A 24,922-nucleotide genomic window follows, 5' to 3' on the forward strand; every position below is an offset into this window, starting at 1 on the left:
TCCCACCGAAACGGAGAACTGTCTGATGGAACTTGATCCTCAAAGCGCCTATTCCGCCATACAAACCGGGATAAGACAGGCGAGTGCGCTGGTCGTCACCTATTCGTTTTCGGTGATCGGCGCGATCTTGCTCATGGTCATAGGGTTTCTTGTGGCTGGCCTCGTGGAGCGCTGGCTCTTTGCCGGTCTCGGCCGCGTTGGCGGCTTCGACCTTACCTTGCGTCGCTTCCTTTCAAAGATCGCGCGCTATTTCGTGCTCGGGCTCGTGGTTGTTATGGTGCTCGGCCAGTTCGGTATCCAGACAGCATCGGTCATTGCCGCCATTGGCGCGGTAGGTCTCGCTATCGGTCTGGCGCTCCAGGGAACACTGCAGAATATAGCCGCCGGTATTATGCTCTTGGCGCTGCGGCCGCTGCGGATCGGCGAATATGTCGAAGTCGGCAGCGTTTCCGGTACTGTTGAGGAGATAGGGCTCTTTGCGACGCGGTTGCGTGCCGCTGATGGGATCTACATTCTGGCTCCGAATTCGACGCTCTGGACGCTGCCGGTCAAAAATTATACGCGCAACGGCGTGCGCCGGAACGATATCACCATCACGATTCCCAATTCGAATGACATCGAGGCAATGCAGAAATCGCTGATGAAGCTCGCCGAGCGCGATGCGCGCGTGAAAAAGGAACCGACTCCTGCCGCATTTGTCGCGGACCTCGGCGATAGCAGCGTGTCGATAACCTTGCGTTACTGGACCTCTGTCGGCGATTTCGCCGCGACCCAGGCCGAAATGAACAAAAACGTCCGCAATACCCTGAACCAAATGGCCTGATCATATCAGTGCTCGCCAAAGCGCCGCTGGACGGCCGCTTCCGGGGGGCGCCAACGGACGGGTGGATTTGGCGCCTCGGCTAATCTATTATTGATCCGGAACATCGCGCGGAGGCTAAGGATGGCGCGCAGGGGGATAGCCAGTCCGGACAGGTTTCAAGGCGTCGAGCGGCCTTCGTCACTCGAGATGAGTCATATCACGCTGCAGGACGCCACTTTCGGCAGGCTGAAATGGCGGCACGATGACAATGGCATTCCCGTCCAGCTGGAGCAGGCGGACGGCTACATGATTTGCTACCAAAGGAACCATCTTCCGGCGCGGCCACGTTGGATCGATGGGAAGCCGGTAACGTCCGTATCATTGGATCCCGGCGAATTTCTGCTCCTCGACCTTAGAAGACGCTACACAGCGGTCGAGGCCGGAGACGTCGACTGCGTCTCGATGTTCGCGCCCCATACCTCGATTACCGAATTCCACCAGGAGAACGATCTGGCGCCCTTCTCGACGCTGCGGGATAGAGACGTGTTTGGTTATTCAGATATCATCGTGCGAAACTTGATGGAATGTTTCGTACCTGCATTCGAGCGGCCGGAAGCTGCCTCGCGCCTCTTCCTTGACCAGCTTACTGTTACGCTGCTGTCCCATCTGACGATGTTTTACGGGGAACAGACAACCGAGTTCCGCGCGGTCAAGGGAGGATTGGCTCCGCGGCAAGAGCGAAGGGTTAAGGACCTTCTGCTCGCGAACCTGAAAGGCGATATCGGGCTTGACGTTCTCGCCAAGGAAACCGGCCTTTCCCGCGCTCATCTCGCTCGATCCTTCAAGATCAGCACGGGTAGTTCGCCCATGATGTGGCTGCAGAACCAGCGCCTGGAGAAGGCGGTGACGTTGCTTCTGGGAACGAGCCTTACTATCCAGGCGATCGCCGACGATTGCGGCTTTGCTGACCACAGTCACCTCACCAAGGTTTTCCTCAAGCGCTTCAGGGCCTCCCCGGGCGAATGGCGCCGCAAGCACAAGTTGTGAGTGGACCGAACGGCCGACGGCCGTGCCCATTCAAGCATATGTGATTTCGGCCGCCCTCAAATCAGCACTCCAGTACACAAAACAGCACGCACGTACCTCGCAGGACGAGCGATGCTGAATATTATTCCTCCCGCAGTTGGCGTTGAGGGGAACGGCCATGCAGATCTCGGTTCATCAGGCGCGTTCGATCATTGCGGCCGGGGAAGCCCGTGCCCAGACGATCGGGATAGCGGTCAATATTGCGGTGCTTGACGATGGCGCCCACCTCAAAGCTTTCAGCCGCATGGATGGAGCATTGCTCGGGTCCATAGATATCGCTCTGGGCAAGGCCAAAACGGCCGCTCTCTTCCAGATGGCGACGGAGACCGTTGGTGAGTTCTGCAAGCCGGGAGGCGGATCGCCAGGGCTTGAGCAGACCAATGGCGTTCTCGTGGTATTTGGCGGCGGCCTGCCTCTGACGGCACCCGACGGAACTTTCCTCGGGGCGGTAGGCGTGTCGGGAGGGGCCGTAGCACAGGACATGGACGTCGCCCGGGCGGCCGCTTCAGGCCTCGACTGACGCTCTCAAAACTCACATCAACTAGGCCAACAAGAGGAGAATGGAATGTCCAGGACGATCCTTATCACCGGTGCTGGGTCGGGCTTCGGTAAAGCTGCTGCGATCGGGATGGCTAAAAACGGTCATAACATCATCGCCACAGCACACGTGTCTTCGCAAGTCACGCCGTTGCGCGAAGAAGCGGCTGCGCTCGGCCTCAACAACCTCCGTGTCGAACGCCTGGATCTCGACGATCCGTACGACATCAAACAGGCCATTGGATGGGAATTCGATGTCTTGTGGAACAATGCCGGCATGGGCGAGGCGGGTCCGGTCTGGGAAATCCCGATCGACCTTGTTCGCCGTAACTTCGAGGTCAATGTCATCTTGCCCCTTCAGCTTACGCAGGGCGTTGTCCAGAAATGGGTGAGGCAGGGCAAGAAAGGCAAGGTGGTCTTCACATCGTCAATGGGCGGGCTTTTTACCCCGGCCAACTGGGGCACTTATGTTTCGACCAAGCATGCGCTGGAATCGATCGCTGAAGCGTTGCAGCAGGAACTCAGTGCCTATGGGATCAAGATTCAGACGATCAACCCCGGCGCTTACTACACCGGTTATAATGAAACCATGGCCGATAACCCATTCCGTTGGCTGGACGATTCCACAAATTTCACCAAGCGCGCCGACCTGCGCAAGGGGTTCGACGACTTCTTCGCAACGCCCGAGGGTAAAATGGACCCGCAGGAGATGATCGATCGCATGATCGAGGTCGTGCCCGCCGACACCGGCAAATTCCGCAATGTGGTGCCGAAAGCGATCGAAAATATGTTGAAGGAACACCAACTGGCGGCCTGGGAAAACCAAATCTAGGCGGTCCGGCCCGTGCACGACTGCGACTGATTATTACCAGTGGAGGAGATAGCCATGGCAGGATTTGGCACATTGTTGGCAGTAGCGGTCTCAGGCTTCGCCGTGGCCGCGCTGGCTCCATTGGCGCACGCACGGGCAGACACGGCAGATGCGAACAAGGCGATCATCCAGCGCGCGTTCGATGCGTGGGCCGCGGGAACAGGCGGCCCATACGATTTGCTGGCCGATGATGCGACGTGGACCATTACCGGCAATTCACTTGCTTCCAAGACCTATCCGAGCCGCGAAGCCTTCATGAGTGAAGTGATCCGGCCATTCAACGCGCGCATGAGCGCCGGCCTGAAGCCGTCAATTCGCAATATCTATGCAGAAGGTAACACGGTCGTCGTTTTCTTCGATGCGAGCGGCACTGCGCGCGACGGCAAGCCCTATGCAAATACCTATGCCTGGTTCCTCGATCTGAAAGACGGCAAGATCGGCAAGGCGCACGCTTTCTTTGACAGCATCGCCTTCAACGATTTCTGGACAAGGGTCGAGCCAGTTCCTTGAGTCTCGCCGCGATCGATGTCACCATGATTGCCGAGAGCTTAGATGCAGCAATTCGTTATGCGTGAATTATCCGACTTTGAAAACTACGTGATGCATAGAGGCGCTGATGGATCGTCAGTCCCAGGATGATCCATCATACCAGTTTAACGCTTGCGAACGATATAAATGGCTTGTTCTAGAATCTTAGGATCGTCAACGTACTTTTCAATCGTAAATTTAGTTCCGAACTTTCGTTCAAACCAAGCAGTTGGGATGGCTGCCCACCCGTAGAAATCGCCGGTTAAAACGCCACCACCGCCACCGCCGTTAACGTCAGAGTACGCATGATCTCCTCGCTCGTACGAGGCTACCGCCTTCTCCGGGTCAGCTCCCATGTATCCACCGATGCTACGCTCGAGATCATTCGCGTCCTCCTTAGCGGCGCAAGCCCGCACGAGATGAAGAAATCTGAGCGATTGAGTAGTGAACACCAGTACGCCGTCTGGTTTCAATGCCCGATGGATTTCATTGAGCCAAAGTTCTGCGGCGTATTCGGCGAGATGGGAAAAGACCGAGTACGAGTACACGATATCGACGGAGTTCGAGCCCAGCGGCAACGGTCCCGATTTCTCTAGAAGGATAGGCGTGCCCTGAACGCGGCAGTTTTTGCACCACTCCAACGCGGCGGGGTCAACATCGGCGAGGTAAAGTTGGTTCGCAGGAACAACGTCTTGGAAAAAACGAGCGATTCGCCCCCATCCCGCGCCAAAGTCCACAACAGTCGTGTCTTTGCTGGGGCGTTTAAATTTAGCGATGAGGGAGAGGAACGGCACGACTTCTTCAAGCGCAGACCGTCCGCTCCGTCCTACGAAACGTTCTTGAACTTCGTTCGGAGGGAACGTGGGAAGCTCCGGTGTTTCTTGATCTGCACTGGCTAAAATACGTTCTATATTTGGTGACATGATCCCCCCTCAATGCCAAGTCTACTGGGGGCATAATAGCGATAGTCACAGATAGTAAATCCGTTCTGACACAATTCGTCTTTGTCCACTCGTGGAAAACCTCTGTCACAAATTCTGGCTTTTTGTGGTACACAACTTTGCATCAACTGGGGATCGTCACGGTGCAGCAGCCTACCAGATTGGAATTTCTGGACGCTATGCGCGGGTTGCGGCACGATGCGATAAAGCAAACATATTAACTCGGGCATCGGTAATTGGTGATCCCGACTGGATTCGAACCAGTGGCCTACAGATTAGGAATCTGTCGCTCTATCCTACTGAGCTACGGGACCATGACCTGAGACATACTGTTTTTCGCCGCGCGCGCCAAGCCTGAAGATGCGAGGAAATTGCGTTGCCAAAGCCGCCTCAGGGCGAGGCGGAAAGGGCGCTTTCCGCGAGCGTCACCCAATAGCTGATTCCGTGTGGAATTGCGGCGTCGTTGAAGTCATAGGCCGGATTGTGCAGCGATGCGCTGTCGCCGTTGCCGATGAAGATGAAGGCGCCGGGGCGAGCTTCCAGCATGTAGGAAAAGTCCTCGCCGGCCATCATCGGCGCAACGTCTTCGTTGACCGCGTGATTGCCGGCGACCAGACGGGCGGTTTGCGCGGCAAAGCTTGTCTCGCGGTCATGATTGAACGTCACCGGATAGTTGCGGGCATAGTGAACGCTGGCGCTTGCTCCAAGCGCGCCGGCAACTCCTTCGGCGACCTCGGTAAGGCGTTTTTCGGCAAAATCGCGCATTTCGGCGCGCAGCGTGCGGACCGTGCCGGCAAGCTCGGCGCGCTGGGGGATGATGTTGTGCGCATCACCCGCATGAAACTTCGTCACTGACAGCACAACGGAATCGAGCGGGTCAGTGCCGCGTGAGACGATCGTCTGCAGCGCGTTGACGAGCTGCGCGCCGATGACCACCGGATCGATGGTCCGGTGCGGCTGCGCCGCGTGCCCGCCCCGGCCTTCGATGGTGATGTTGAACTCGTCCGTCGCCGCCATGATCGGCCCCTTGCGGATGGCGAACTCGCCCACGGCGAGCCCCGGAATATTGTGCATGCCATAGACTTCCGAAATGCTGAAGCGCTCCATCATGCCTTCCTTGACCATCTCGCGCCCGCCGCCGCCGCCTTCCTCCGCCGGCTGGAAAATGACTGCGACCGTGCCCTTGAAATTGCGTGTTTCGGCAAGATATTGCGCAGCGCCGAGCAGCATCGCGGTGTGGCCGTCATGGCCGCAGGCATGCATCTTGCCGATGTTTTGCGAGGCCCATGGCTTGCCGGTGATCTCGGTGAGCGGCAGCGCGTCCATGTCCGAGCGCAGGCCGATCGTGGGTCCATGGCCATGACGCCCCTTGATGATGCCGACGACGCCGGTACGGCCGACGCCGGTTTCCACCGTGTCGCAGCCGAATTCTTGCAGTTTCGCGGCGACGAAGGCGGCAGTCTCGTGCACGTCGAACATCAGTTCCGGCTTCTCGTGCAGCTTGCGACGCCACGCTGAAACCTCGTCCTGCATCTCGATGGCACGGTTGAGCAAGGGCATTCGTTAGCGACTCCAAATTCGCGTCTGACATTTTCGTGCACAGCATAAAGGCGCTTTGCCTTTTGCCTGCCACATAAGATAGATAAGGCCATTGCCGCCCGGCGTGAAGCGCGGCTTAATGCCTTATGCCCTCCCGGTTGCTTTTAAAAGGACAGGTCGGATCTCAGGAATGCGCAAAACTGTAGTTTCTTTTCTATCGGGTTGTTTGCTTGCGGCCATGGCCGGTACCACAGCATTTGCCGGCGCAAACATTACCGTGGACGCCAATACCGGTGAAATCCTGTCGCAGGAGGATGCGTTCCAGCGCTGGTATCCGGCCTCGCTCACCAAGCTGATGACGACCTATGTGGCATTCCGCATGATCGAATCCGGGCAGGTGACGCTCGACACGCCAATCCGCATCTCGGCAAATGCCGTCAAGGAACCGCCAAGCCGATCCGGCTACAAGGCGGGTACGGAAATGACCTTGGACAATGCGCTGAAGATCATGCTGGTGCGCTCGACCAATGATGTCGCCATGGCCATCGGCGAGACACTCGGCGGTTCGGAGGAGAAGTTTGCCGCACTGATGAATGAGGAGGCAAAGCGCCTTGGCATGTACGGCACGCACTTCGTCAATCCGAACGGCCTGCATTCGGACGATCACTACTCGACGGCCCGCGATCTCGCGGTCCTGACGCTGCATTTGCGCCGCGAATATCCGCAATATGCCCATTATTTCGATATCGAGGCGATCGACTACGGCGCCAAGAAATCACAGGCCAACTACAATGCGCTGATCGGGCGCTTCCAGGGTGCCGACGGCATGAAGACGGGTTTCGTATGCCCCTCCGGCTATAATCTCATCGGTTCGGCGACACGCAACGGTCGGACGATTGTCACGGTGGTTCTTGGCGAAATGACCATTACCTCGCGGGTCACCAAGGCGGCCGATCTCCTCGGCAAGGCATTCGAAGGCAAGGGCAGCGGCCAGACACTCGATACGCTGGCGCCCTATGGCGGACCCACCCGGGATGTCGCGGTGAACATGCGTCCGACCGTCTGCTCGAAACAGGCAAATGCCTCCGACAGCTGGGACGGCAAGGATGCCGAGGGCCACCTGGTCCAGGGCTCGGTCTACCTCGCGCGGCTCGACCATGAGCCGAAGTCGGAACCGATCGTCGTCCTGCCGCCCAAGGTTAACTCCGAAGGCATGCCGCTGAGCAGCATACCCTTGCCGACGCCGCGGCCAGATCGGCCTTCGATGACGGATGCCAGCAATGTGCTGAAGGCCGTCAATTGATGGCCAGCAACGCGCCCATCCCGGTTTCGGTCCTAACGGGCTTTCTCGGCTCCGGCAAGACAACGCTGCTCAACCGGCTCCTCAAGGATCCGGCATTGGCCGATACGGCCGTGATCATCAATGAATTCGGCGATGTCGGCATCGATCACCTCCTCGTAGAAAGCGCCAGCGACGGCGTCATCGAGCTTGCCGATGGTTGCCTTTGCTGCACCGTGCGCGGCGAACTGGTCGATACGCTTGCGGGCCTGATCGACCGTTTGCAGACCGGGCGGCTGGAGCGTCTGCGGCGCGTCATTATCGAGACGACGGGCCTCGCCGATCCTGCACCCGTTCTCCACACCATCATGGGCCATCCGGTCCTGCTGCAGGCCTTTCGCGTCGACGGCGTGATCACGACGGTAGACGCGGTCAACGGCATGGCGACGCTCGATGCCCATGAAGAGGCGGTCAAGCAGGCCGCCGTCGCCGACAGGATCGTCATCACCAAGACGGACCTGCCCGAAGCAGCAGCAGGTCTCGCGGCGTTGCGCACGCGCCTCGCGGCGCTCAATCCCGGTGCTGAACTGATCGATGTCGGCGATGAGCGCACCGGCTATGCGGCGCTGTTCGAATGCGGCATCTATAATGCGGAGACCAAGACGGTGGACGTGCAGCGCTGGCTGAAAGCGGAGGCCTACAGGGACCGCGAAGGCAAGCGCCATGGCCTCGACGGTGATCACCACCATCATCATAGCCATGGGAACGGTCACGATCATCACCACCATGACGTCAACCGCCATGATGCCTCGATCCGTTCTTTTTCCCTGAGGCACGACCGTCCGGTGCCGCTGTCGAGCTTCGACATGTTCCTCGATCTGTTGCGCTCCGCCCATGGCGAGAAGCTGCTGCGGGTCAAGGGCATCGTGCAGCTTGCTGATGATCCGGACCGTCCGCTCGTGATCCATGGCGTGCAACAGATTTTCCACCCGCCGGCGCGGCTTGCTGCCTGGCCCGATGGCGCGCGCGAGACCCGTCTGGTGATGATCGTGAAGGACTTGCCCGAAAGCTATGTCCGGCAGCTTTTCAGCGCGTTCCTGAACCAGCCGCAAATCGATACGCCGGATAGTGCGGCGCTCATCGACAATCCGCTCGCAATCTCAGGCATGAAGTTCAGATAGGGTCGCCACGCTCGATATGGAAGCGGTGGCCGCCGACGATGCTGATTGTTTCGATCAGCTGATGGCCCTCGGTCTGGCAGAAGTTCGGCATGTCGATCACGGCGAGCGGATCGCTGGTTTCGACCCACAGACGGCTCCCGGCGGGCATGTCGAGGAGCTTTCGGCGCGTCTTCATCACCGGCAGGGGACAGTTCAGACCGCGCAGGTCATAGATTTCGTCAGGCACGTCCCTAGTTACCGATAATTTTCCACCAGGCCTTCTTGGCAGGTGCTGCCGCAGGCTGTTCGACAGGCGCGGCTGCCGGGGCGGTATCGATTGCACCGGTGGTCTGCGGGGTGGCCTGCGCCGAGACGGCAGGTGCTGGCGCATTGGAGGCGACCGACATCGAGGCGGAGGGCAGTTGAACCTTCGACATGCGCGTGCGCTTGGCGGCTTCGCGCTCTTCCTTGGCCTTGTCGGCGGCGACGGCGGATGCGAGGCGTACCATGACCTGCGGCTTCGAAGCCTTGTCCTTGTCCTGCGGCGAGAGCGACGGAGGGTCCATTGTAACGCGTTCACCGCGGGCGCGACGAGAGCTCCAGTCGGCGATGATCTTTGCTTCAGCGATGCCCTGGATCGAGCGTGCGGGCGGCTGAACGCGGCCCTTGCTTACCATCGACGAAAACGCCGAATCGTAGGTGCTCTGGTAGGACTGATAGGCCATCTTCAGCGAATCGGGCTGATCGGACGGCGGGCAAGCGCTCGTTGCGGCGATAGGAGCGTTCGGATCGCTGGTGTGATTGAAGACATATTTCTTCTCACAGACATCGACCTTCGGCGGCACCTTGGTGATTTCGAAATGGTCGTAGCCTTCCTTCAGGTTTTTCCAGAAGGCATAGTTCGGATCATCCTTGTAGCGCGCCATATTGGCTGCGGTCATCCGGAAGGGGAAGGCCTCGAGCTGGATCGAGTCCTGACCGCCCTTGAAGGCGTCGCGGGCAAAGGCATAAATCTGGGCGACCTGCGCGTCGGTCATCGAATAGCAACCCGACGACGAGCACGAGCCATGCACCATCAGATTCGCGCCGGTGCGTCCAAGGGAGCGATCGAGCGCGTTGGGAAAGCCGGTGTTGAAGGAGAGATAGTAGCTTGATTTCGGGTTCATCTGCGCCGGCCGCACCGCATAGAAGCCTTCAGGCGCCTGACGATCGCCTTCGATGAATTTCGGCCCAAGCTTTCCGGACCATTTGCAGATCTGGTAGCTGGTGACCATGTCGTAGCGGCCATTATCCTTGCGCTTCCAGACCTCAAGGACATTCTCTTCCTTGAAAATGCGGAACATGACAGGCGCCGTCAGGCTGATGCCTTTCGACTTCATGCTCTCGATCATTTTCGCAGGCAGCTGCGTCGACGCGCCGTTCGGGACAATGTCCTCGACGGACGATCCCTGGCACGCCGCAAGAAATGCGGTGAGCGCGAGGGGCACAAGGATTCGTGTCGATAGTTTCATCGCAAGCTGTTTCAGTTTGTTGTCAGTGTCATTGCCTGGACCCAAATCACGCGGATCCTTACCCACAGCACATGCATGCATCGGTTATGGTTGATAAAGCCTTACCGCAACCATGCAAATTGCTCAATCATGCAATCGTGATCTGCGACCAAGACAGGGCGGATTTATGGCAAACGCTTGGCGGTTGGCAAGGAGAGCGCATCTATGGTGAACGAAACGTTACTCAAGGCTGCCACAAATGAAAAAGGCGGCACAACCGCGCCGCCCTTTTGAAGTCGATCGTGAACGGGATTAGCCGTTCAGCGCGTCCTTCAATGCCTTTGCAGGCTGGAACGCGACTTTCTTCGAAGCTGCGATTTTGATCGTAGCGCCAGTTGCAGGGTTACGGCCTTCGCGAGCAGCGCGCGACTGAACCTTGAACTTGCCGAAGCCCGGCAGCGATACTTCATCGCCAGCTACGACGGAATCGGTGATACCCTTAAGAACGCTGTCAACAATCGCCTTGGACTGAACTTTTGTAAGACCCTGATCAGCAACCAGCTTCTCTACAAGATCGGAGGTATTCATGTTGGCGGTTTCCTCAGTAAATTCGTTGATCGGAGGGGTCTGTATGGCATGCGATTCCCGCCCTGTCATCAGCAATAGCGCCCAAAATGCTGGTTTATACCCAGTGTTTACAGGGTTTTTTGCGAAACCGGCTACGAAAGGCGGGCAAGGCCGCCAAGGCGGCGGAAAAACCCCAAGAGGTGATTCGCGCAAGCCGAGGCCAATTCAGGCGGGCTCCTGGCGTAGAACATCGGTCATCTGCCATATAGGCGGATCACCGATATGGCGCACCAGATGATCGACGAAAGCGCGGACCTTCGCCGAGACATGACGCGTCGGCGGGTAGACGGCATGGATCCTGTAAGGGAGGGGCTTTGCCTGCGGCAGCACCGGAATGAGCGTGCCGGCACGCAGCGCTTCGGCCGCAATGAACATCGGCAGCAGGACGAGACCAAGCCCGGCAATCGCCATATCGCGCATCGCCTCACCGTTATTCGCAACGATACGCCCATGCATGGCCACGGAAATCGGATCTGATGGTTGGCCGGGGTTTTCGAATTGCCAGAGCTGGCTGGTATTTACATTGGAATAGTCGATGCAGGCGAAATTGCCGAGATCGTCCAGGGATTTCGGCAACCCGTTGGCTGCCGCAAAATCCGGACTGCAGCAGATGACGCGCGAATCGGTGCAGAGCTTGCGGGCAATAAGGCTCGAATCCTTCAAGATGCCGATGCGAATGCCGACGTCAAAACCACCGCGACCGAGATCGACCATGCGATCGTCGAATTCCACCGCCACTTCAAGTTCGGGGTACTGGCGGGCAAAATCGGCGATCATGCGCCCGAGATAGAGCGTGCCGAAGGTCATGGGCGCCGCGATGCGCAGCGTCCCCCGGATGGCGCTGTGCCGCTCACCGACCCGATCGGCTGCATCGATCAGTTCTCGCACCAGCGGCCGCACACGCTCGACAAAATCCAGGGCACTTCCGGATGCGACAAGCTTGCGCGGCGAGCGCTGGAACAACTCGATGCCAAGAGCCCCTTCAAGTTCGGTGATACGTTTGCTGACGACGGATTTCGACAGGTTGAGGCGAGCGGCGGTCGCAGTGATGCTGCCCGTTTCCATTACGTCGAGAAAGGTGAGAAGATCGTCGAAACGCCATTTCATGGTTGCAATTTATCGGACAGTCGGCTGCGAGGGAAGCCGATTTGATTGCTTTTGTTCGATACAGGCGAACATGGGTTGCGCAGATTGGCTCTTTATCAGGTGAGGGCAACGACAGATATTCAGCCCAACGGCAAACGGGCCGCAATTATCATCCAGGAGGCTTCAATGACCTTGCAACTTACAGGCATTCATCACCTGACTGCCATTACCGCAAATGCACCTGAAAACCTGCGCTTCTATACGCAGACGCTCGGCCTTCGCCTCGTCAAGAAGACCGTCAACCAGGACGACACCAGCGCTTACCACCTGTTCTACGCCGACGGCGAGGCAACGCCTGGCTCCGATCTCACATTCTTCGATTGGCCTGTCGGGCCGGAACGGCGCGGCACGCACAGCATCGCACGCACCGGCTTGCGTGTCGGCAGCAAGGAAAGCCTTTCCTGGTGGAAGGAGCGTTTTGACAAACTCGGCGTCAGGGCCGGCGAGATCGCTGTCGTGGGCGGCTATGATTCACTCGATTTCGAGGATGGCGAAGGCCAACGTTTCCGCCTTGTCAATGATGGCGGCGCCACTCCGTCGCATCCATGGGAGAAGAGCCCGGTTCCTTCCGAACACCAGATACGCGGCCTCGGGCCGATTACGCTGAGCGTGCCTGACATCACCAATACCGAGGCGATTCTCTTGCATGTGATGAACATGCGCAAGGTTAGCGACTATGCATCGCCGGACGGCGTAGGGCATGTCCACGTCTTTGCCATGGGCGAGGGCGGTCCTGCCGCCGAACTCCATGTCGCTGTACAGCCGGATCTTGCCGTCGCCCGGCAGGGTGCGGGCGCGGTTCACCATGTCGCGTTCCGCGTTCCCGACGTGGCAGCGCTGCATGAATGGACCGAACGGCTGAAGGGCTTCCGCATGCCGTCAAGCGGCGAGGTCGAACGCTATTACTTCCGCTCGCTCTACTTCCGCGAGCCCAACGGTATCCTGTTCGAGATCGCTACGGACACGCCGGGCTTTGCAGTGGACGAACCGATGGAAACGCTCGGCGAGAGCCTGTCCTTGCCGCCGTTCCTCGAACCGAAACGCGCATCGATCGAAGCGGGCCTCAAGCCTCTCGTATAAACTTCAAAACGGGGCAGATCTGATCTGCCCCGTTTCCGTTTCCGCCAGCCATTGGCGGATCGCCTCGATGTCATGATCGCCGGTTTCATGCCCGGCCGGCACGCTTAATGAAGTCACATCGGCCCCGGCCTGCCGAAGTTCCGCCTCCAGTGCCGGCGCATGGGCGCCGAAGAGATCATGGTCGCCGGTGACGAAAAGAATGCGCGCATCCGAAAGGTTGGATTGCGGGGTCTCGTCGAGCACTTTCGTTGCCCGCAGGAGTATTGCGGTGCGCACGAGATGCGGATGCAGCTGCATCATCGCCGCAAGCAGATTTCCACCGTTCGAGTAGCCGATGAACACCGTGCTGGTAAGGTCCAGCCCATAGGCTTCGACCGCGCCCTCGATAAAGGCAGCGAAGGCATCCGCCTCGAAGCCTATGTCCTTCTGGTCGAAGGTGAGCGGCGCAAACCGGCGGAACCAACGCGCGCTACCTTCTTCGGTGCTGCGGCCGCGCACGCCCATCAGCGTTGCGCGCGGTGCCGCCAATGCTGCGAGCGGCATGAGGCTCGCCTCATTGCCGCCCGTTCCGTGCAGGAGCACAAGAGTGGGTCCGCCGGCTTCTTCCGGCGTATAGACGCGGTGCACAAAGGGTAGCTCGCGATAGATGAACCGCCACTCGTTCGGCATGCTGAACTGCGGCAGCATCACTTTGAGGTTCTGCGCTTCTTTCGCAAAGTGCGGCGGAATGAACAGTGTCGAGCCGAGCTCGTCCTTCGGCTCGTCGATCAACATGCCCGGGCCGTCGGTCGCGAGTTCCAACAGCGAGCCGCCCGGTTCGCGCACATAGATCGAAGAGAAATATTTGCGGTCGTGCATGGCGGTGGCATCGGCGCCGTTTGCAACGAGACGATCGAATATGGCTGTCACTTCGGGAATGCCTGGGGAACGAAAGGCGATATGGTCGATCGTGCCGGTGCCGGGCGCCGAACTCCAGAAACCGGAAGCATCGCGGACATCGACGCAGTCGCCACTATCTGCCACCATTCGCGTTATCGTTTCGCTTTCACCCATCGCCGCATAGCCGAAATAATCTTCCAGAAAGGCACGGGTGGCTTGCGGCTGCTCGGTGAGGATGGTCGCGCCGCGGATTCGGCGTATCGCGTCAGGCGAGGGTATCCCATCCATGGCCCAGGCATCGCCGGCAGCGACAGCATCGGTGCCGACGAGCTTGACGATAACGCCATCGGGATCCTTGAGCCGCAGCACGGGTTCGCCGAACTCTTGCGCCGGACCGGAGGTGGGCATGTTGAACTGGAGGGCCCGGGTCAGCCAGAAGCCGATGCTTTCCGGTGCGATGGCAAGCGCGATTTCGCTAGGCTGCCCATAGCCGACGCGGCCGGGCGAGCCGTCTTCCCAGACGAGGAAGGTGATAAGCGAGCCGGGTGTTCCGGTCGCATCGCCATACAGCAGATGCAACTGGGTCGCGTCTTCGAACCCGCCGGTCTGTTTGACCAGCCGCAGCCCAAGGAAGCCGACATAAAAGTCGACATTTGCCTGAACCTTGCGGGTAATTAGCGTGATGTGGTGAATTCCGCCCGTCATGTTCGCCTCCTCATGGTCGGCAGAGCGTTACAGGGAAACCGTCGAGCGAACAATCTGGGGATGGAGATGCTGAGGCACAAAAAACAACACCCACCGCGGGAGGAGCGGTGGGTGCTATTTGTAAAGACCGGCTGGGAGGAGGAGTGCCGGTCTTTATACGTCCGAAGCTTGGGAGGAGGAGTGCTCCGGACGCAAGTCGTAATTTGTTAGCGAGCCGAAGCTGCGCGCTTGGCAACGAAGGCGATATCGCCGCGGGAGATGCCAAGGTCGTTCAGTTCGCGGGCAGAAAGGCGGCTCAGTTCCGTGACGGTGTCACGATAGCGGCGCCAGTTATTGTAAGAGCGGATCAAGTTCATTTCACTCACCTATGTAACTTCTTGTTTGTTGGATCATTTTCCGATCGTTGACGGTGATATAGGCAAGGCGGTGAGGAACTTGGAGTGACAGTTTTGCATAGCTGCAATGCAACAAATCATAGGTTGCATTGCACAATAAAAAGGAACGTCAGCGCGCCGCTGCGGCAGACCGGGAGGTACGGGCGCGACCAGTTGCGGGCTTGGCTGCGGTCTTGCCTTGCGAGCGCTTTTGGGCCTCGGTTTTCTTGAGTTCCTCGAGCTCCTTGTCGGCTTTTTTGGCTGCAGCTTCGCATTGGCGGCGGAATTTTTCGACTTCGTCTTCGGTCAAGTGCTCAATGCCGATAAAGGCATTTTTCGCCTCGGTGACCCGGACGAGTTCGTCAAGCTTCGCCTGAATGGCGATGCCGTCCCGGTTTTGGGTGTTCTGAATGAGGAACACCATCAAGAAGGTTATTATCGTCGTACCTGTATTGATAATGAGCTGCCACGTATCGGAAAAGCCGAATATAGGGCCGCTGATCCCCCAGACGACCACCACGACGCAGCAAAGAATGAATGTTACCGGCTTGCCGGCGGCAAACGCGACCTTATTCGCGATGGTGTTGAATAACTTCCCGAACATGGCCGTGCCTCCGTTGCGAGCCGGCATCGAGCGCCGGCTATCCATAACAGCGGCTGGTAAAATTTGTTCCACGGACCTGGGGCAGCGAGGCGGCGCATTGCCGATGCGCCGCAACGCAAGGCAATCTTTTAGTGTATTTTGCCGATAGCAGGGCTTGTGCAGCACTTTTCCATTAACGGAAAGCTGCTAGCATGGCTGCATTCTCGCTTGAATGAGTCGAACATGAAGATACGATTGTTCATTCTTGCATTCTCAGCCTGTGTTGCTTGCGCCGGCAGCGGACTGGCCGACAGCCAATCCTACCTGGTCAAATTTCGCCTTGGCATGCGCTCGACGACCATGTCGGGCGATATACGGGGGCCTGAAACCACCACCTATATTATCGAGGCCAAGCCCGGCCAGGAAATGTCGATCGCATTCAGGTCCGATAATGAGAGCTGCACGTTCAACGTCTACGATCCCGAAAGCGATGGTGCGGTGGTCGAAGCCAGGGCTATCGGCGACGGATACATAGGCAAGTTGCCGCCGTCGGGCCAGTATCAGGTCAAGGTCGCCTTCATGAGCGAGGCACAGCCTGTCGCAGCGTGCCGCTACAGCATCACTTTCGACATTTCAGGGTAAACGCGCTCCTCCTCGCATACGCCGTTGACCTGGAGGCAAGTCGGCGCACGTTCCGGGGAGTTGCCACTCCAATACCTCTTTATCAAGGCTTGAACCTGAGGGCGTCCAGAAGCAGCTGGAAAGCCGGCGATGATTGCCTGCGCGAGGGGTAGTAGAGATGGTAGCCCGTGAATGACGCGCACCATTGGGGCAGTACGCGCTGCAGCCGTCCCTCGGCGATATGGGTGGCCGCCATGTCTTCTGGAATGAAGGCTAGTCCGTGCCCGGCCAGGGCAGCCGTCAATATCGGCAGGCTGCTGTTAAATGCAAGCTGCCCGTCCACCCGGACATTCAGCGGCTCCCCGTCGCGCTCGAACTCCCAGGCGTAAAAGCCGCCATATGTCGCCAGTCTCAGGTTGATGCAACGGTGCCGGGTGAGGTCGTGCGGTGATTTAGGCACGCCATGCTCCCGGAAATAATCGGGCACCGCCACCACCGCCATGCGCCAGTCGGGGCCGATTCGGACTGCTATCATATCGGCGGCTACTTCCTGCCCCAGCCGGACACCGGCGTCGTACCGCCCCGCCACGATGTCGGTATAGCCGTTGTCGATATCGACTTCGACCTTGATGTCGGGGTAGTGGCGCAGAAAGCGGTCGAGCTTCGGCCACAGGACGGAGCGGACGGCATGCTCGCCCGCATTGATGCGCAGCGTGCCCGTCGGCCTGTCGCGCGTGGCCATCAGCGTTTCGACCGCACGGTCGATATCATCGAAGTGATGGCCTATTTCATGCAGCAAACGCTCGCCCGCGTCGGTAAGGGCCACGCTTCTCGTGGTCCGGGCCAGCAGGCGCACATCAAGCACTGTCTCGAGACGGCGAATGGTGTGGCTGAGGGCCGACGGCGACAGGCCGAGTTGCGCCGCCGCCCGCGTAAAGCTGCCTTCGCGGGCAATTGCCCTGAACGCGATAAGGTCGTTGAAATCAGGCTTCTGCATTACTGAATCTCATTCATAAGGACATGCAGATAATATCATCTAGTTGAAAAATACTGTGAGGTCTATTTTGGCTGTGAAGCGTTGGGATCACCTTCCCCGGCGCAAGGAGTCAATCATGGAAATCATCCGCGCCGGAACGCAGCCCTCTGCCAAAGGACCAAGCGACTGGTTCACGGGCACGGTGCGCGTGGACCCGCTCTTCGCTGTCGCAGACCCCTCAAGGGCTGCAGCCAATGCCGTAACGTTCGAGCCCGGCGCCCGCACCGCGTGGCACACCCATCCACTCGGCCAGATGCTGATCGTCACCGCCGGATACGGGCGTGTCCAGCGCGAAGGCGGGCCGATCGAAGACATCCGCCCTGGCGATGTCGTGCGCTTCGCCCCCGGCGAAAAGCACTGGCACGGCGCGGCCCCCGATACTGCGATGACCCACATCGCTGTTCAGGAATCTCTGGATGGCAAGGCCGTCGACTGGCTGCAACACGTTACCGACGAGGAATATGGCGCGGGCAAGGGCGCGCCGCAATGAGCAAGGTCATTGTGTTCAGTGGCTCAGACAACAAGCAAGAAGGATAGAAACATGCAAAAGCGGATTTTGGGAAAAAGCGGCCTTGAGGTTTCGGCGATCGGTCTTGGCTGCATGGGCATCAGCCAGTCATACGGTGCGCCGCTGGCGTTGCCTGAAGCCGTTACGCTGATCCGCGGAGCCTTTGAGCGCGGCATCACCTTCTTCGACACGGCTGAAGTCTACGGCCCCTACAAAAACGAAGACGTTGTAGGGGAAGCGTTGGTCCCCATCCGCGATCAGGTCGTCCTCGCTACGAAGTTCGGTTTCGACATTGCCGGGGGCGGTGCGATGAACAGCCAGCCCCAGCACATTCGCGCGGCCGTCGAAGGATCGCTCAAGCGCCTGAGAACCGACCGCATTGACCTGCTCTATCAGCACCGCGTCGATCCCAATGTGCCCATGGAGGACGTCGCCGGAACGGTCAAGGAACTGATCGCGGAAGGCAAGGTTCTTCATTTTGGTCTGTCGGAAGCGGGCGTCAAAAACATCCGTCGCGCGCATTCCGTTTTGCCGGTTGCGGCGCTGCAGAGCGAGTATTCGCTATGGTGGCGTGAGCCAGAGGATCAGATACTTCCGGTTCTGGAAGAGCTTGGCATTGGCTTTGTGCCGTTCAGCCCCCTCGGCAAGGGCTTCCTGACCGGCACTTTTGCCAAGGACACGACATTCGGGAAAGACGATTTCCGCAGCACGGTGCCGCGTTTTGCACCTGACAATCTTGCCGCAAATCACGTCTTTGCCGAGGCGTTTGCCACCATCGCCCGCGAAAAGAAGGTGACGCCAGCCCAGCTCGCGCTTGCCTGGGTGCTTTCGCAAGCGCCATGGATCGTGCCCATTCCCGGCACGACAAAGCTGGCCCGTGTTGAGGAGAATCTCGGCGCTGCCGCCATCACGCTTTCCCCCGCCGAGCTTGCTGCCATCGATGACGCGCTTTCCGGTATAGCGATCACCGGTGAACGCTATTCACCCCAGAACCAGGCGCGGATAGATCGATGACGCACGCGCCACGCAAGCAATTTAAAGGCGGGGTGTGTCGATGGCCCCCCGCCGTGAAAGTCCGCGGGCCAGCCGTGTTTAGGCAAGTCACCTGCTTTAGAGGCTTTCGCCTGACATTCGCATGGTGATGGAGTACCCTCAGAACAAGAGTAGACGAAAGGACACGTCATGTTTGGAACGATGCTCTACGGCCCTGGCGACGTTCGCTTCGAGGAACGGCCCGAGCCCAAAATCGAAAAGCCCACCGACGCCGTCATCAAGTTGTCGGCGAGTTGCGTCTGCGGTTCGGACCTGTGGCCCTATCGCGGTGCCAACGAGGTGACGGCGCCGCTGCCGATGGGGCATGAATATTGCGGCGTGGTGGTCGAGGTCGGTAGCGATGTGAAGACCGTCAGGCCTGGCCAGTTTGTCGTCGGCTCGTTCGTAATCTCCGACAATACCTGCCCGCATTGCCGGTTCGGCTTTCAGTCGTCCTGCGAGCAGCGCGAGTTCATGACTGGCGCGCAGTCGCCCTATGCCCGCGTCCCGCTTGCCGACGGAACGCTCGTCGCCACTGAGACGCAGCCGGAGGAAGACCTGATCCCAAGCCTGCTCGCGGTTTCGGATGTGCTCGGAACTGGCTGGTACGCTGCGGATGCGGCGCGCGTGCAGCCGGGATCGACGGTGGTGGTCGTCGGCGACGGTGCTGTCGGATTGATGGGCGTGCTGGCCGCAAAGCAGATGGAAGCCGGTCGCATCATCATCATGAGCCGCCACAAGACGCGCCAGGACCTCGCCCTCGAATATGGCGCGACCGACATTGTTTCGGAGCGCGGCGAGGAAGGCATTGCGCGGATCAAGCAGCTAACCAAAAAGGTTGGCGCCGACTCCGTCCTTGAATGCGTCGGCACGCAGGAGTCGATGAACCAGGCGCTGCAGGTGGCGCGTCCCGGCTCGATGATCGGCTATGTCGGTGTGCCGCACGGCGTGCAGTTTGATGGTCAGTCGCTGTTCTTCGCGCAGGTTGGGATGCTCGGAGGCCCGGCCCCGGTCCGCCGCTTCCTGCCGCACCTGATGGACCTCGTGCTTACCCGCAAGATCAATCCCGGCAAGGTGTTTGACTTGACGCTTCCCCTTGCCGATGTCGCGGAAGGCTACAAGGCCATGGACGAACGCCGGGCAATCAAGACGATGCTCCGCGTCTGACCTTGCCATCGTTATCTTCGAGGCTCGCCGGCACTGTTGTAATCAGAAGCTGGTGGCTCGCGCGTTTCAAGGAAGGCTTGTACGGCCTTTCCAGGTTCGCGTGCGATACCCGCGTCACCGAGCTCGGCGGCAAGAGTCTTTGTTGCCTTATCGATGAGAGCGCTCACTAACCGCGACCGATCAGGCGTCCGAAAAATCTAAGGGGGCCCGTCAGTTTCCAAGACGTTGAATTCCGTAATCTAGTGCTCGTCGTTATAGGATTTGACCGTATCAAAAACGTCATCCTCATAAAGACCAGAGTGTTCATCTCCTGTCCAAGTATCAATTGCATAGCACTTTGTCTCCAGCGCCAATTTCTTAATCGCTTGGCAAAAGGCGAAATAAGAAAAGCCACCGTGCGTTCCCAGTTCCACAAATGTGCGAGGTTCTTGAGATTCAGCGAGCCAATATGCAAATGGCGCATATTCTTTCCACGCAGATTCGCGGACGAGATTGTCGACGGGCCAAAATGAAGCGGGGCTGATACAGTCGAGTGTGCCACGATATTTGTCGAGTACCGATGTTGGACGTTCTTTCCTAAGCTCAACACTCATTCATGCAAGTCCCGTCTCTAGGGCTGGTTGAAAACGATCCCACAGATAGACGCTTGCAGGGAGGCATGTTCCGCAGATTACCGTCTCCGCTCTTTCTAATTGCAACACCTAAATTTTCCCCTAGTTTGCCTGTCGGAATCGCCAACGTCTATGATAACTTAAAGTTGTATTCAACGTGCATTGTAGTCGAAGCCGAAATCTAATGCGCTTTTGGAGGGGACATGCTTGTCGAACGGGTTTTATCGAGACCGGAACAATTATTCGAGAAGATCGACCAGGCGACGGGAATTGGGCTGGAGATTGGCGCATTGGACAATCCATGTGCGCTGCGTTCTGTGGGAAAAGTGTATTACGCTGACTATTGCTCGACAGATAATCTGAGGCGAAACCATCAACATACCCCAACAGTGAACGTACAAAACATTGTTGATGTTGATTTTATAACTGATGGAGGACCACTTGCGCGCGTCGTGCCAAACAACCTCAGATTTGATTACGTGATTGCATCGCATGTCATCGAGCACGTGCCCGATATTATTTCTTGGCTGTGTGACGTTGGGGACGTGTTGAGGAAGGGAGGTGTGCTGTCACTCATCATTCCAAACAAGGAGAAGACCTTCGACAGCAGGCGGTCCGTTTCAGAAGAAAAGGACTTCTACGGTGCGTTTATCCAGAAACAGACCAGGCCATCACCAACACAAGTTTTTGATAGTTTTCGGTGGCACGAGCGTGAGGGAAAGCTTGTACATACGCTAGACTACGCAATTGATAAGGCGATGCAATCCGTCAACGATTACGTTGATTGTCATTGTTGGGTTTTTACGCCCCAGACATTTTTTCACGAGATCGGGATGATGGCCTACACCGGTCGGATACCCTTTAAACTGGATGTCGTAACTCTAACCCCGCGAGATGAAATCGATATGTTCGCAAGGTTGATACGGGTTTGAATTTCGACGGCCTGGCGCTAAATCAGGGGTCGCGGGAGATTATGGTTTGACAGACGTGGCAGGATTCTTCACTAAGGGTTGGCCATTTCTAATCAGAAGACTAGCGATTTATGATTAAACCTATTGCCTTTTATTTGCCGCAGTTTCATCCCGTCAAAGAAAACTCAGAATGGTGGGGCGCCGGATTCACGGAATGGACCAACGTCGCAAAAGCGCGGGCCAACTTTGAAGACCATTATCAGCCTCAAATTCCAAAAGATCTCGGATTCTATGATCTGCGTATGCCGGAGACGATGCAGGCTCAGGCTGCTCTAGCCAGGCAGAACGGCATCTATGGTTTTTGTTTTTATTATTACTGGTTCTCAGGGCGAAGAATTCTCGAAACGCCGATAGACGTCTTCGTGGACAACAAGATTGATATGCCATTTTGTTTTTGCTGGGCCAACGAAAATTGGACGAAGCGCTGGGATGGTGGAAACAATGAAGTTCTGCTCGCCAATGAGCATAGCGTCGAGAATGACAATCGCTTCATTGACGATGTGATCCCCTATATGCGTGATGAGCGGTACATCCGTTATGACGGCCTACCCATGATCGTAATCTATCGACCTGACATTTTGGTCGATTCAAAAACGACTTTTGACCATTGGCGAAAGCGTGCCAAGGAAGCTGGCTTGCCTGGCCTTTTTATCGCGTCCGTTGCGTTCTATGATATTTTCGACCCGGCTGACTGGGGCTGCGATGCTTTGGTGGAATTCCCACCGCATCAATATCTGAAAAACGCGTTTGCTTCTCAACTTCCAAGGATCACCAACCCGGAGTTTCGCGGCAATATCATGGACTACCGGGCCGTGATGTCAGAATCGATTGATCGCACCCACGATGATTTTCTATTCTTTCATGGGTCAATGCCATCCTGGGACAATACGGCGCGTCGTCAGAATGATCCCTTCACGTTCATTAATTCCTCGCCGGAGCTTTTCGAGTTCTGGCTGCGTCAACAGAGCGTAAAAACGCTGAAAGACGATCGAAACAAGGAAAAGTTTGTTTTTATCAACGCGTGGAATGAATGGGCGGAGGGTTGTCATTTGGAGCCATGCCTGAAATATGGCCATCAGCATTTGGAAGCTGTTCGTCGAGCAGTCGACGCTGATCGATACATTGCCGCCACCCCCTCACACGATTCGACGATGGGTGCACTGGCTTCAATCGACTCCTACGACATCAAGGACTTCAAGTATCTGTCGGGGCTGGAATATCGATACAAGGAAGCATTGAGCGAGATACAGGCACTACGGACCGGACACAATGTGCCCTTCGCTACGTTAATGGCAAATCGATTGCGGAAGCGTAACATTTTATATCGCATCGCACGCGCAGGCTATCGTTTAGGGCGAAGCGTTAGAGGGCTCTAAGTTGCGCATTAATGCTGTCATCGCCCATTTTGACCCGTACAGCGAAAAGTCCGCCAACTGGCACAATCTGTTGCGAACGCTCAGGCCGGTCGTAAGCGATGCCGTTGTCGTTTCCACAGGAATATCGGACCGGGACTCCGACTTCGCGAAGCAACTGGGTTACGCGGTCATTCAACGCGGGAACGTCGGGTACGATTTCATGAGCTACTCGGTTGGGTTCGACGCCATCCAAGGCGCCGGTCCCGCAAGTAAAATTCTGTTCTGCAATGATAGCTTCTTCATTTCCAACGAGTCAAAATTCACCAACGCCTTGGACCTCCTGTTCAAGTCCAATGATCCGGCGGTGTTCCTTACAAGTTCGCTCCAGATCACCGAGCATGGACAGAGTTATCTCTTCGCAGTGGATCGTTCTGTTTTTTCGCGGCGACCGTTTCAGCAATTTATGAGTAGTGTCCGACCCCAACCTACTCGGCTGGACGTGATCTATGCCTACGAAATTGGACTATCGTCGTGTCTCAAGGACATGGGTGCCGATTTCTCGTCAATTATGGATTCGAATACTTCGCGTCTTCAAAGGCGCGTCATACCCAAGCGAGGAATTAATCCAACGCATGACTACGCCGATGAAGTTGAACTGCGTTATGGCATTGTCAAATATGAGCGACTTATCAAAAATCCCTTGTCGCTGAGCGATTCCGCTCGTCTGAAGGAGATTGCCCAGTTGGCAGTCACCCAACAACCTGTGCCAGCTATAAAGCAAGAGACTATCAAGCCGCCGCTTATCGTCATTTGCCATTGCCACTATGAAGAAGTCGTCGACGAACTCATTTTGATACTCGACCGATTGCCGGATGGAAGCCAGGTCCATGTTACGTCATCAAGTCCGTCCGTGCTGGCATCGTTCAAGTCTGGATGGCGACGAAGCAAGGTCTCGCTTGACGTATTGGCTACCGAAAACAAAGGGCGGGATGTCCTGCCCTTTCTTAAGGTACTCGCTCTTCTCAAATTGCCCGACAATATCCCAATCCTGAAAATTCACGGGAAGCGTAGCCTCTATTCTCCAACCGGCGAGAAATGGAGACGCGATCTGCTGAATGAACTTATTCCCTCTGAAGCAGGTGTCCAAAAGATCGTCAATGAATTTGGCAACTCGCCTAAATTGGCGATGATTGGCGCAAGCGGATCCTATGTCAGCGATCTGCGATACTGGGGCTCGAACCAGGCCCGAGTATTTAAGTTCATGACATCGGCAGGATCAAATCCGCCAGCCTCCGACGACCTTGGTTTCTATGCAGGAACCATGTTTTGGATACGATCGCAATGCGCGAATGAGATTCTTTCCAATGTCGACTTGGATCAGTTTGAGACAGAGGACGGTCAAAGGGATGGAACTTACGGCCACGTGCTTGAACGAGCAATCCCGATGACACTGAGATCCCAAGGTTGGTCTTTACGGGAAATTGGCGAGGACACGGAATTGTTTCCACATAAAGTCCGCCATCGGAAACTAACCTACTTTTAGCCCACGACCTGCCACTGCGAAACGATCCGTCGTGCGTAACGAACGCTGTAGGACTCTACCGTGCGGTGCCGGCAAAGGTGAATGATTTATGCGCGACGTAGCTGGTAAGGACCGGGCTGAGGACCCCGACAACATGGGCCGTTGTATCAACATGCCAATTGTAGTTGATCGCAGGGAGCAGCCACCGCGCCAGAATGATGCTCACCAGCCAGACTTGCAAAAGTGCGACAAGGTTCACAAGTCCAAAGCGCACATATTCATTTCCAGTCGAGTTGCCGGACTCTTCGAAAACGAACTGCTTCATCAATATGAAGGCCGTCGTCATTCCTACCAGAAAGGCCAGCACAATAGCTGCACTAAAGGGCAGGAACTGCGAGAAAGCGATGCGGGAAAGAATGTTGATTGCGGCGGCTATCCCGCCTGAAATAACAAACCGCACGAAGGAAGATCC

At 57.3% G+C, this 24,922-nt stretch carries 27 protein-coding genes and 1 tRNA gene; 15 read left to right on the plus strand and 13 right to left on the minus strand.

Translation table 11 applies throughout. The annotated features are described in order from the left end of the window. Positions 1-25: 25 nt before the first annotated feature. From BR48_RS24300 to BR48_RS0110665, 5 genes are all read left to right on the plus strand, one after another. Positions 26-823, plus strand: coding sequence for a mechanosensitive ion channel family protein (locus BR48_RS24300; RefSeq protein WP_036813684.1), 798 nt, complete (start codon positions 26-28; stop codon positions 821-823). A gap of 120 nt (positions 824-943) precedes the next feature. After that, complete coding sequence (locus BR48_RS0110650; RefSeq protein WP_027231294.1) at positions 944-1,849, plus strand: AraC family transcriptional regulator; 906 nt, start codon at positions 944-946, stop codon at positions 1,847-1,849. A 157-nt stretch (positions 1,850-2,006) separates the two neighbouring features. Further along, entirely contained in the window at positions 2,007-2,408 is a 402-nt protein-coding gene (locus BR48_RS0110655; RefSeq protein ID WP_036813687.1) for a heme-binding protein, read from the plus strand. 45 nt (positions 2,409-2,453) lie between these two features. Then, positions 2,454-3,257: an SDR family oxidoreductase gene (locus BR48_RS0110660; RefSeq protein ID WP_027231296.1), complete on the plus strand. Its 804-nt coding sequence runs from the start codon at positions 2,454-2,456 to the stop codon at positions 3,255-3,257. A 54-nt stretch (positions 3,258-3,311) separates the two neighbouring features. After that, complete coding sequence (locus tag BR48_RS0110665) at positions 3,312-3,806, plus strand: nuclear transport factor 2 family protein (protein ID WP_027231297.1); 495 nt, start codon at positions 3,312-3,314, stop codon at positions 3,804-3,806. Between the two features lie 143 nt (positions 3,807-3,949). Here BR48_RS0110665 and BR48_RS25470 read toward each other — a convergent pair whose 3' ends face one another. The 3 genes from BR48_RS25470 to BR48_RS0110680 form a co-directional block, all read right to left on the minus strand. Further along, positions 3,950-4,747, minus strand: a complete 798-nt coding sequence (locus BR48_RS25470; protein WP_081815818.1) for a class I SAM-dependent methyltransferase — start codon at positions 4,745-4,747, stop codon at positions 3,950-3,952. Between the two features lie 255 nt (positions 4,748-5,002). Continuing rightward, positions 5,003-5,079 (minus strand) — tRNA-Arg (locus BR48_RS0110675). Between the two features lie 76 nt (positions 5,080-5,155). Beyond that, positions 5,156-6,325, minus strand: coding sequence for a M20 aminoacylase family protein (locus tag BR48_RS0110680; RefSeq protein WP_027231298.1), 1,170 nt, complete (start codon positions 6,323-6,325; stop codon positions 5,156-5,158). Positions 6,326-6,494: 169 nt separating this feature from the next. Between BR48_RS0110680 and BR48_RS0110685 the strand changes: the two genes are divergently transcribed. Both BR48_RS0110685 and BR48_RS0110690 read left to right on the plus strand, forming a co-directional pair. Next, entirely contained in the window at positions 6,495-7,607 is a 1,113-nt protein-coding gene (locus BR48_RS0110685; RefSeq protein WP_027231299.1) for a D-alanyl-D-alanine carboxypeptidase family protein, read from the plus strand. Next, positions 7,607-8,764: a GTP-binding protein gene (locus BR48_RS0110690; RefSeq protein ID WP_027231300.1), complete on the plus strand. Its 1,158-nt coding sequence runs from the start codon at positions 7,607-7,609 to the stop codon at positions 8,762-8,764. The genes BR48_RS0110685 and BR48_RS0110690 overlap by 1 nt, the downstream gene beginning before the upstream one ends. Here BR48_RS0110690 and BR48_RS26635 read toward each other — a convergent pair. From BR48_RS26635 to BR48_RS24310, 4 genes are all read right to left on the minus strand, one after another. Next, positions 8,757-8,939: a sulfurtransferase TusA family protein gene (locus BR48_RS26635; RefSeq protein ID WP_051614871.1), complete on the minus strand. Its 183-nt coding sequence runs from the start codon at positions 8,937-8,939 to the stop codon at positions 8,757-8,759. The two genes, BR48_RS0110690 and BR48_RS26635, sit on opposite strands and share 8 nt — an antisense overlap. A 55-nt stretch (positions 8,940-8,994) precedes the next feature. After that, positions 8,995-10,254 (minus strand): murein L,D-transpeptidase family protein, encoded by a 1,260-nt coding sequence (locus BR48_RS26640; RefSeq protein WP_027231302.1) that lies wholly within the window; start codon positions 10,252-10,254, stop codon positions 8,995-8,997. A 291-nt stretch (positions 10,255-10,545) separates the two neighbouring features. Beyond that, a complete protein-coding gene (locus BR48_RS0110705; protein ID WP_027231303.1) occupies positions 10,546-10,821 on the minus strand; it encodes an HU family DNA-binding protein in 276 nt (91 codons plus the stop codon). 204 nt (positions 10,822-11,025) lie between these two features. After that, complete coding sequence (locus BR48_RS24310; RefSeq protein ID WP_036813690.1) at positions 11,026-11,967, minus strand: LysR family transcriptional regulator; 942 nt, start codon at positions 11,965-11,967, stop codon at positions 11,026-11,028. 165 nt (positions 11,968-12,132) lie between these two features. Between BR48_RS24310 and BR48_RS0110715 the strand changes: the two genes are divergently transcribed. Continuing rightward, the gene (locus tag BR48_RS0110715; protein ID WP_027231304.1) at positions 12,133-13,086 is read left to right on the plus strand and encodes a ring-cleaving dioxygenase; all 954 of its coding nucleotides are present in this window, start codon (positions 12,133-12,135) and stop codon (positions 13,084-13,086) included. A 3-nt stretch (positions 13,087-13,089) separates the two neighbouring features. Here the strand turns inward: BR48_RS0110715 and BR48_RS0110720 are convergent, their stop codons facing one another. The 3 genes from BR48_RS0110720 to BR48_RS0110730 all read right to left on the minus strand — a co-directional run bounded on the left by BR48_RS0110720 (position 13,090) and on the right by BR48_RS0110730 (position 15,648). Next, on the minus strand, positions 13,090-14,670 hold the full coding sequence (locus BR48_RS0110720) for a VOC family protein (RefSeq protein WP_027231305.1): 1,581 nt from the start codon (positions 14,668-14,670) through the stop codon (positions 13,090-13,092). Positions 14,671-14,876: 206 nt separating this feature from the next. Then, complete coding sequence (locus tag BR48_RS25830; protein WP_081815820.1) at positions 14,877-15,026, minus strand: DUF1127 domain-containing protein; 150 nt, start codon at positions 15,024-15,026, stop codon at positions 14,877-14,879. Between the two features lie 148 nt (positions 15,027-15,174). Then, positions 15,175-15,648, minus strand: coding sequence for a low affinity iron permease family protein (locus BR48_RS0110730; RefSeq protein ID WP_027231306.1), 474 nt, complete (start codon positions 15,646-15,648; stop codon positions 15,175-15,177). A 222-nt stretch (positions 15,649-15,870) separates the two neighbouring features. On the opposite strand from BR48_RS0110730, the gene BR48_RS0110735 reads away from it, so the two are divergent. Further along, entirely contained in the window at positions 15,871-16,269 is a 399-nt protein-coding gene (locus tag BR48_RS0110735; RefSeq protein ID WP_155810833.1) for a hypothetical protein, read from the plus strand. Positions 16,270-16,351: 82 nt separating this feature from the next. Here the strand turns inward: BR48_RS0110735 and BR48_RS0110740 are convergent, their stop codons facing one another. Then, positions 16,352-17,245: a LysR family transcriptional regulator gene (locus tag BR48_RS0110740; protein WP_027231308.1), complete on the minus strand. Its 894-nt coding sequence runs from the start codon at positions 17,243-17,245 to the stop codon at positions 16,352-16,354. 115 nt (positions 17,246-17,360) lie between these two features. Here BR48_RS0110740 and BR48_RS0110745 point away from each other — a divergent pair, with 115 nt between their 5' ends. The 3 genes from BR48_RS0110745 (at position 17,361) to BR48_RS0110755 (ending at position 19,991) form a co-directional block, all read left to right on the plus strand. Next, positions 17,361-17,774 (plus strand): cupin domain-containing protein, encoded by a 414-nt coding sequence (locus BR48_RS0110745; RefSeq protein ID WP_027231309.1) that lies wholly within the window; start codon positions 17,361-17,363, stop codon positions 17,772-17,774. A 51-nt stretch (positions 17,775-17,825) separates the two neighbouring features. Continuing rightward, positions 17,826-18,806, plus strand: coding sequence for an aldo/keto reductase (locus BR48_RS0110750; protein WP_027231310.1), 981 nt, complete (start codon positions 17,826-17,828; stop codon positions 18,804-18,806). Between the two features lie 168 nt (positions 18,807-18,974). Then, on the plus strand, positions 18,975-19,991 hold the full coding sequence (locus BR48_RS0110755; protein WP_027231311.1) for a zinc-dependent alcohol dehydrogenase family protein: 1,017 nt from the start codon (positions 18,975-18,977) through the stop codon (positions 19,989-19,991). Between the two features lie 239 nt (positions 19,992-20,230). Here the strand turns inward: BR48_RS0110755 and BR48_RS26180 are convergent, their stop codons facing one another. Next, complete coding sequence (locus BR48_RS26180; RefSeq protein WP_155810834.1) at positions 20,231-20,584, minus strand: class I SAM-dependent methyltransferase; 354 nt, start codon at positions 20,582-20,584, stop codon at positions 20,231-20,233. 221 nt (positions 20,585-20,805) lie between these two features. Here BR48_RS26180 and BR48_RS25475 point away from each other — a divergent pair, with 221 nt between their 5' ends. The 3 genes from BR48_RS25475 to BR48_RS0110770 all read left to right on the plus strand — a co-directional run bounded on the left by BR48_RS25475 (position 20,806) and on the right by BR48_RS0110770 (position 24,471). Further along, positions 20,806-21,534 (plus strand): class I SAM-dependent methyltransferase, encoded by a 729-nt coding sequence (locus BR48_RS25475; protein WP_051614755.1) that lies wholly within the window; start codon positions 20,806-20,808, stop codon positions 21,532-21,534. 110 nt (positions 21,535-21,644) lie between these two features. After that, entirely contained in the window at positions 21,645-22,949 is a 1,305-nt protein-coding gene (locus BR48_RS24320) for a glycoside hydrolase family 99-like domain-containing protein (RefSeq protein WP_051614758.1), read from the plus strand. Position 22,950: 1 nt separating this feature from the next. Then, complete coding sequence (locus BR48_RS0110770; RefSeq protein ID WP_027231312.1) at positions 22,951-24,471, plus strand: rhamnan synthesis F family protein; 1,521 nt, start codon at positions 22,951-22,953, stop codon at positions 24,469-24,471. Between the two features lie 55 nt (positions 24,472-24,526). On the opposite strand, the gene BR48_RS0110775 is transcribed toward BR48_RS0110770, so the two are convergent. Next, positions 24,527-24,910 (minus strand): GtrA family protein, encoded by a 384-nt coding sequence (locus BR48_RS0110775; RefSeq protein ID WP_245273364.1) that lies wholly within the window; start codon positions 24,908-24,910, stop codon positions 24,527-24,529. Positions 24,911-24,922: the final 12 nt, after the last annotated feature.

The organism is Phyllobacterium sp. UNC302MFCol5.2 (assembly GCF_000686005.1).
GTDB classification, from domain to species: domain Bacteria; phylum Pseudomonadota; class Alphaproteobacteria; order Rhizobiales; family Rhizobiaceae; genus Phyllobacterium; species Phyllobacterium pellucidum.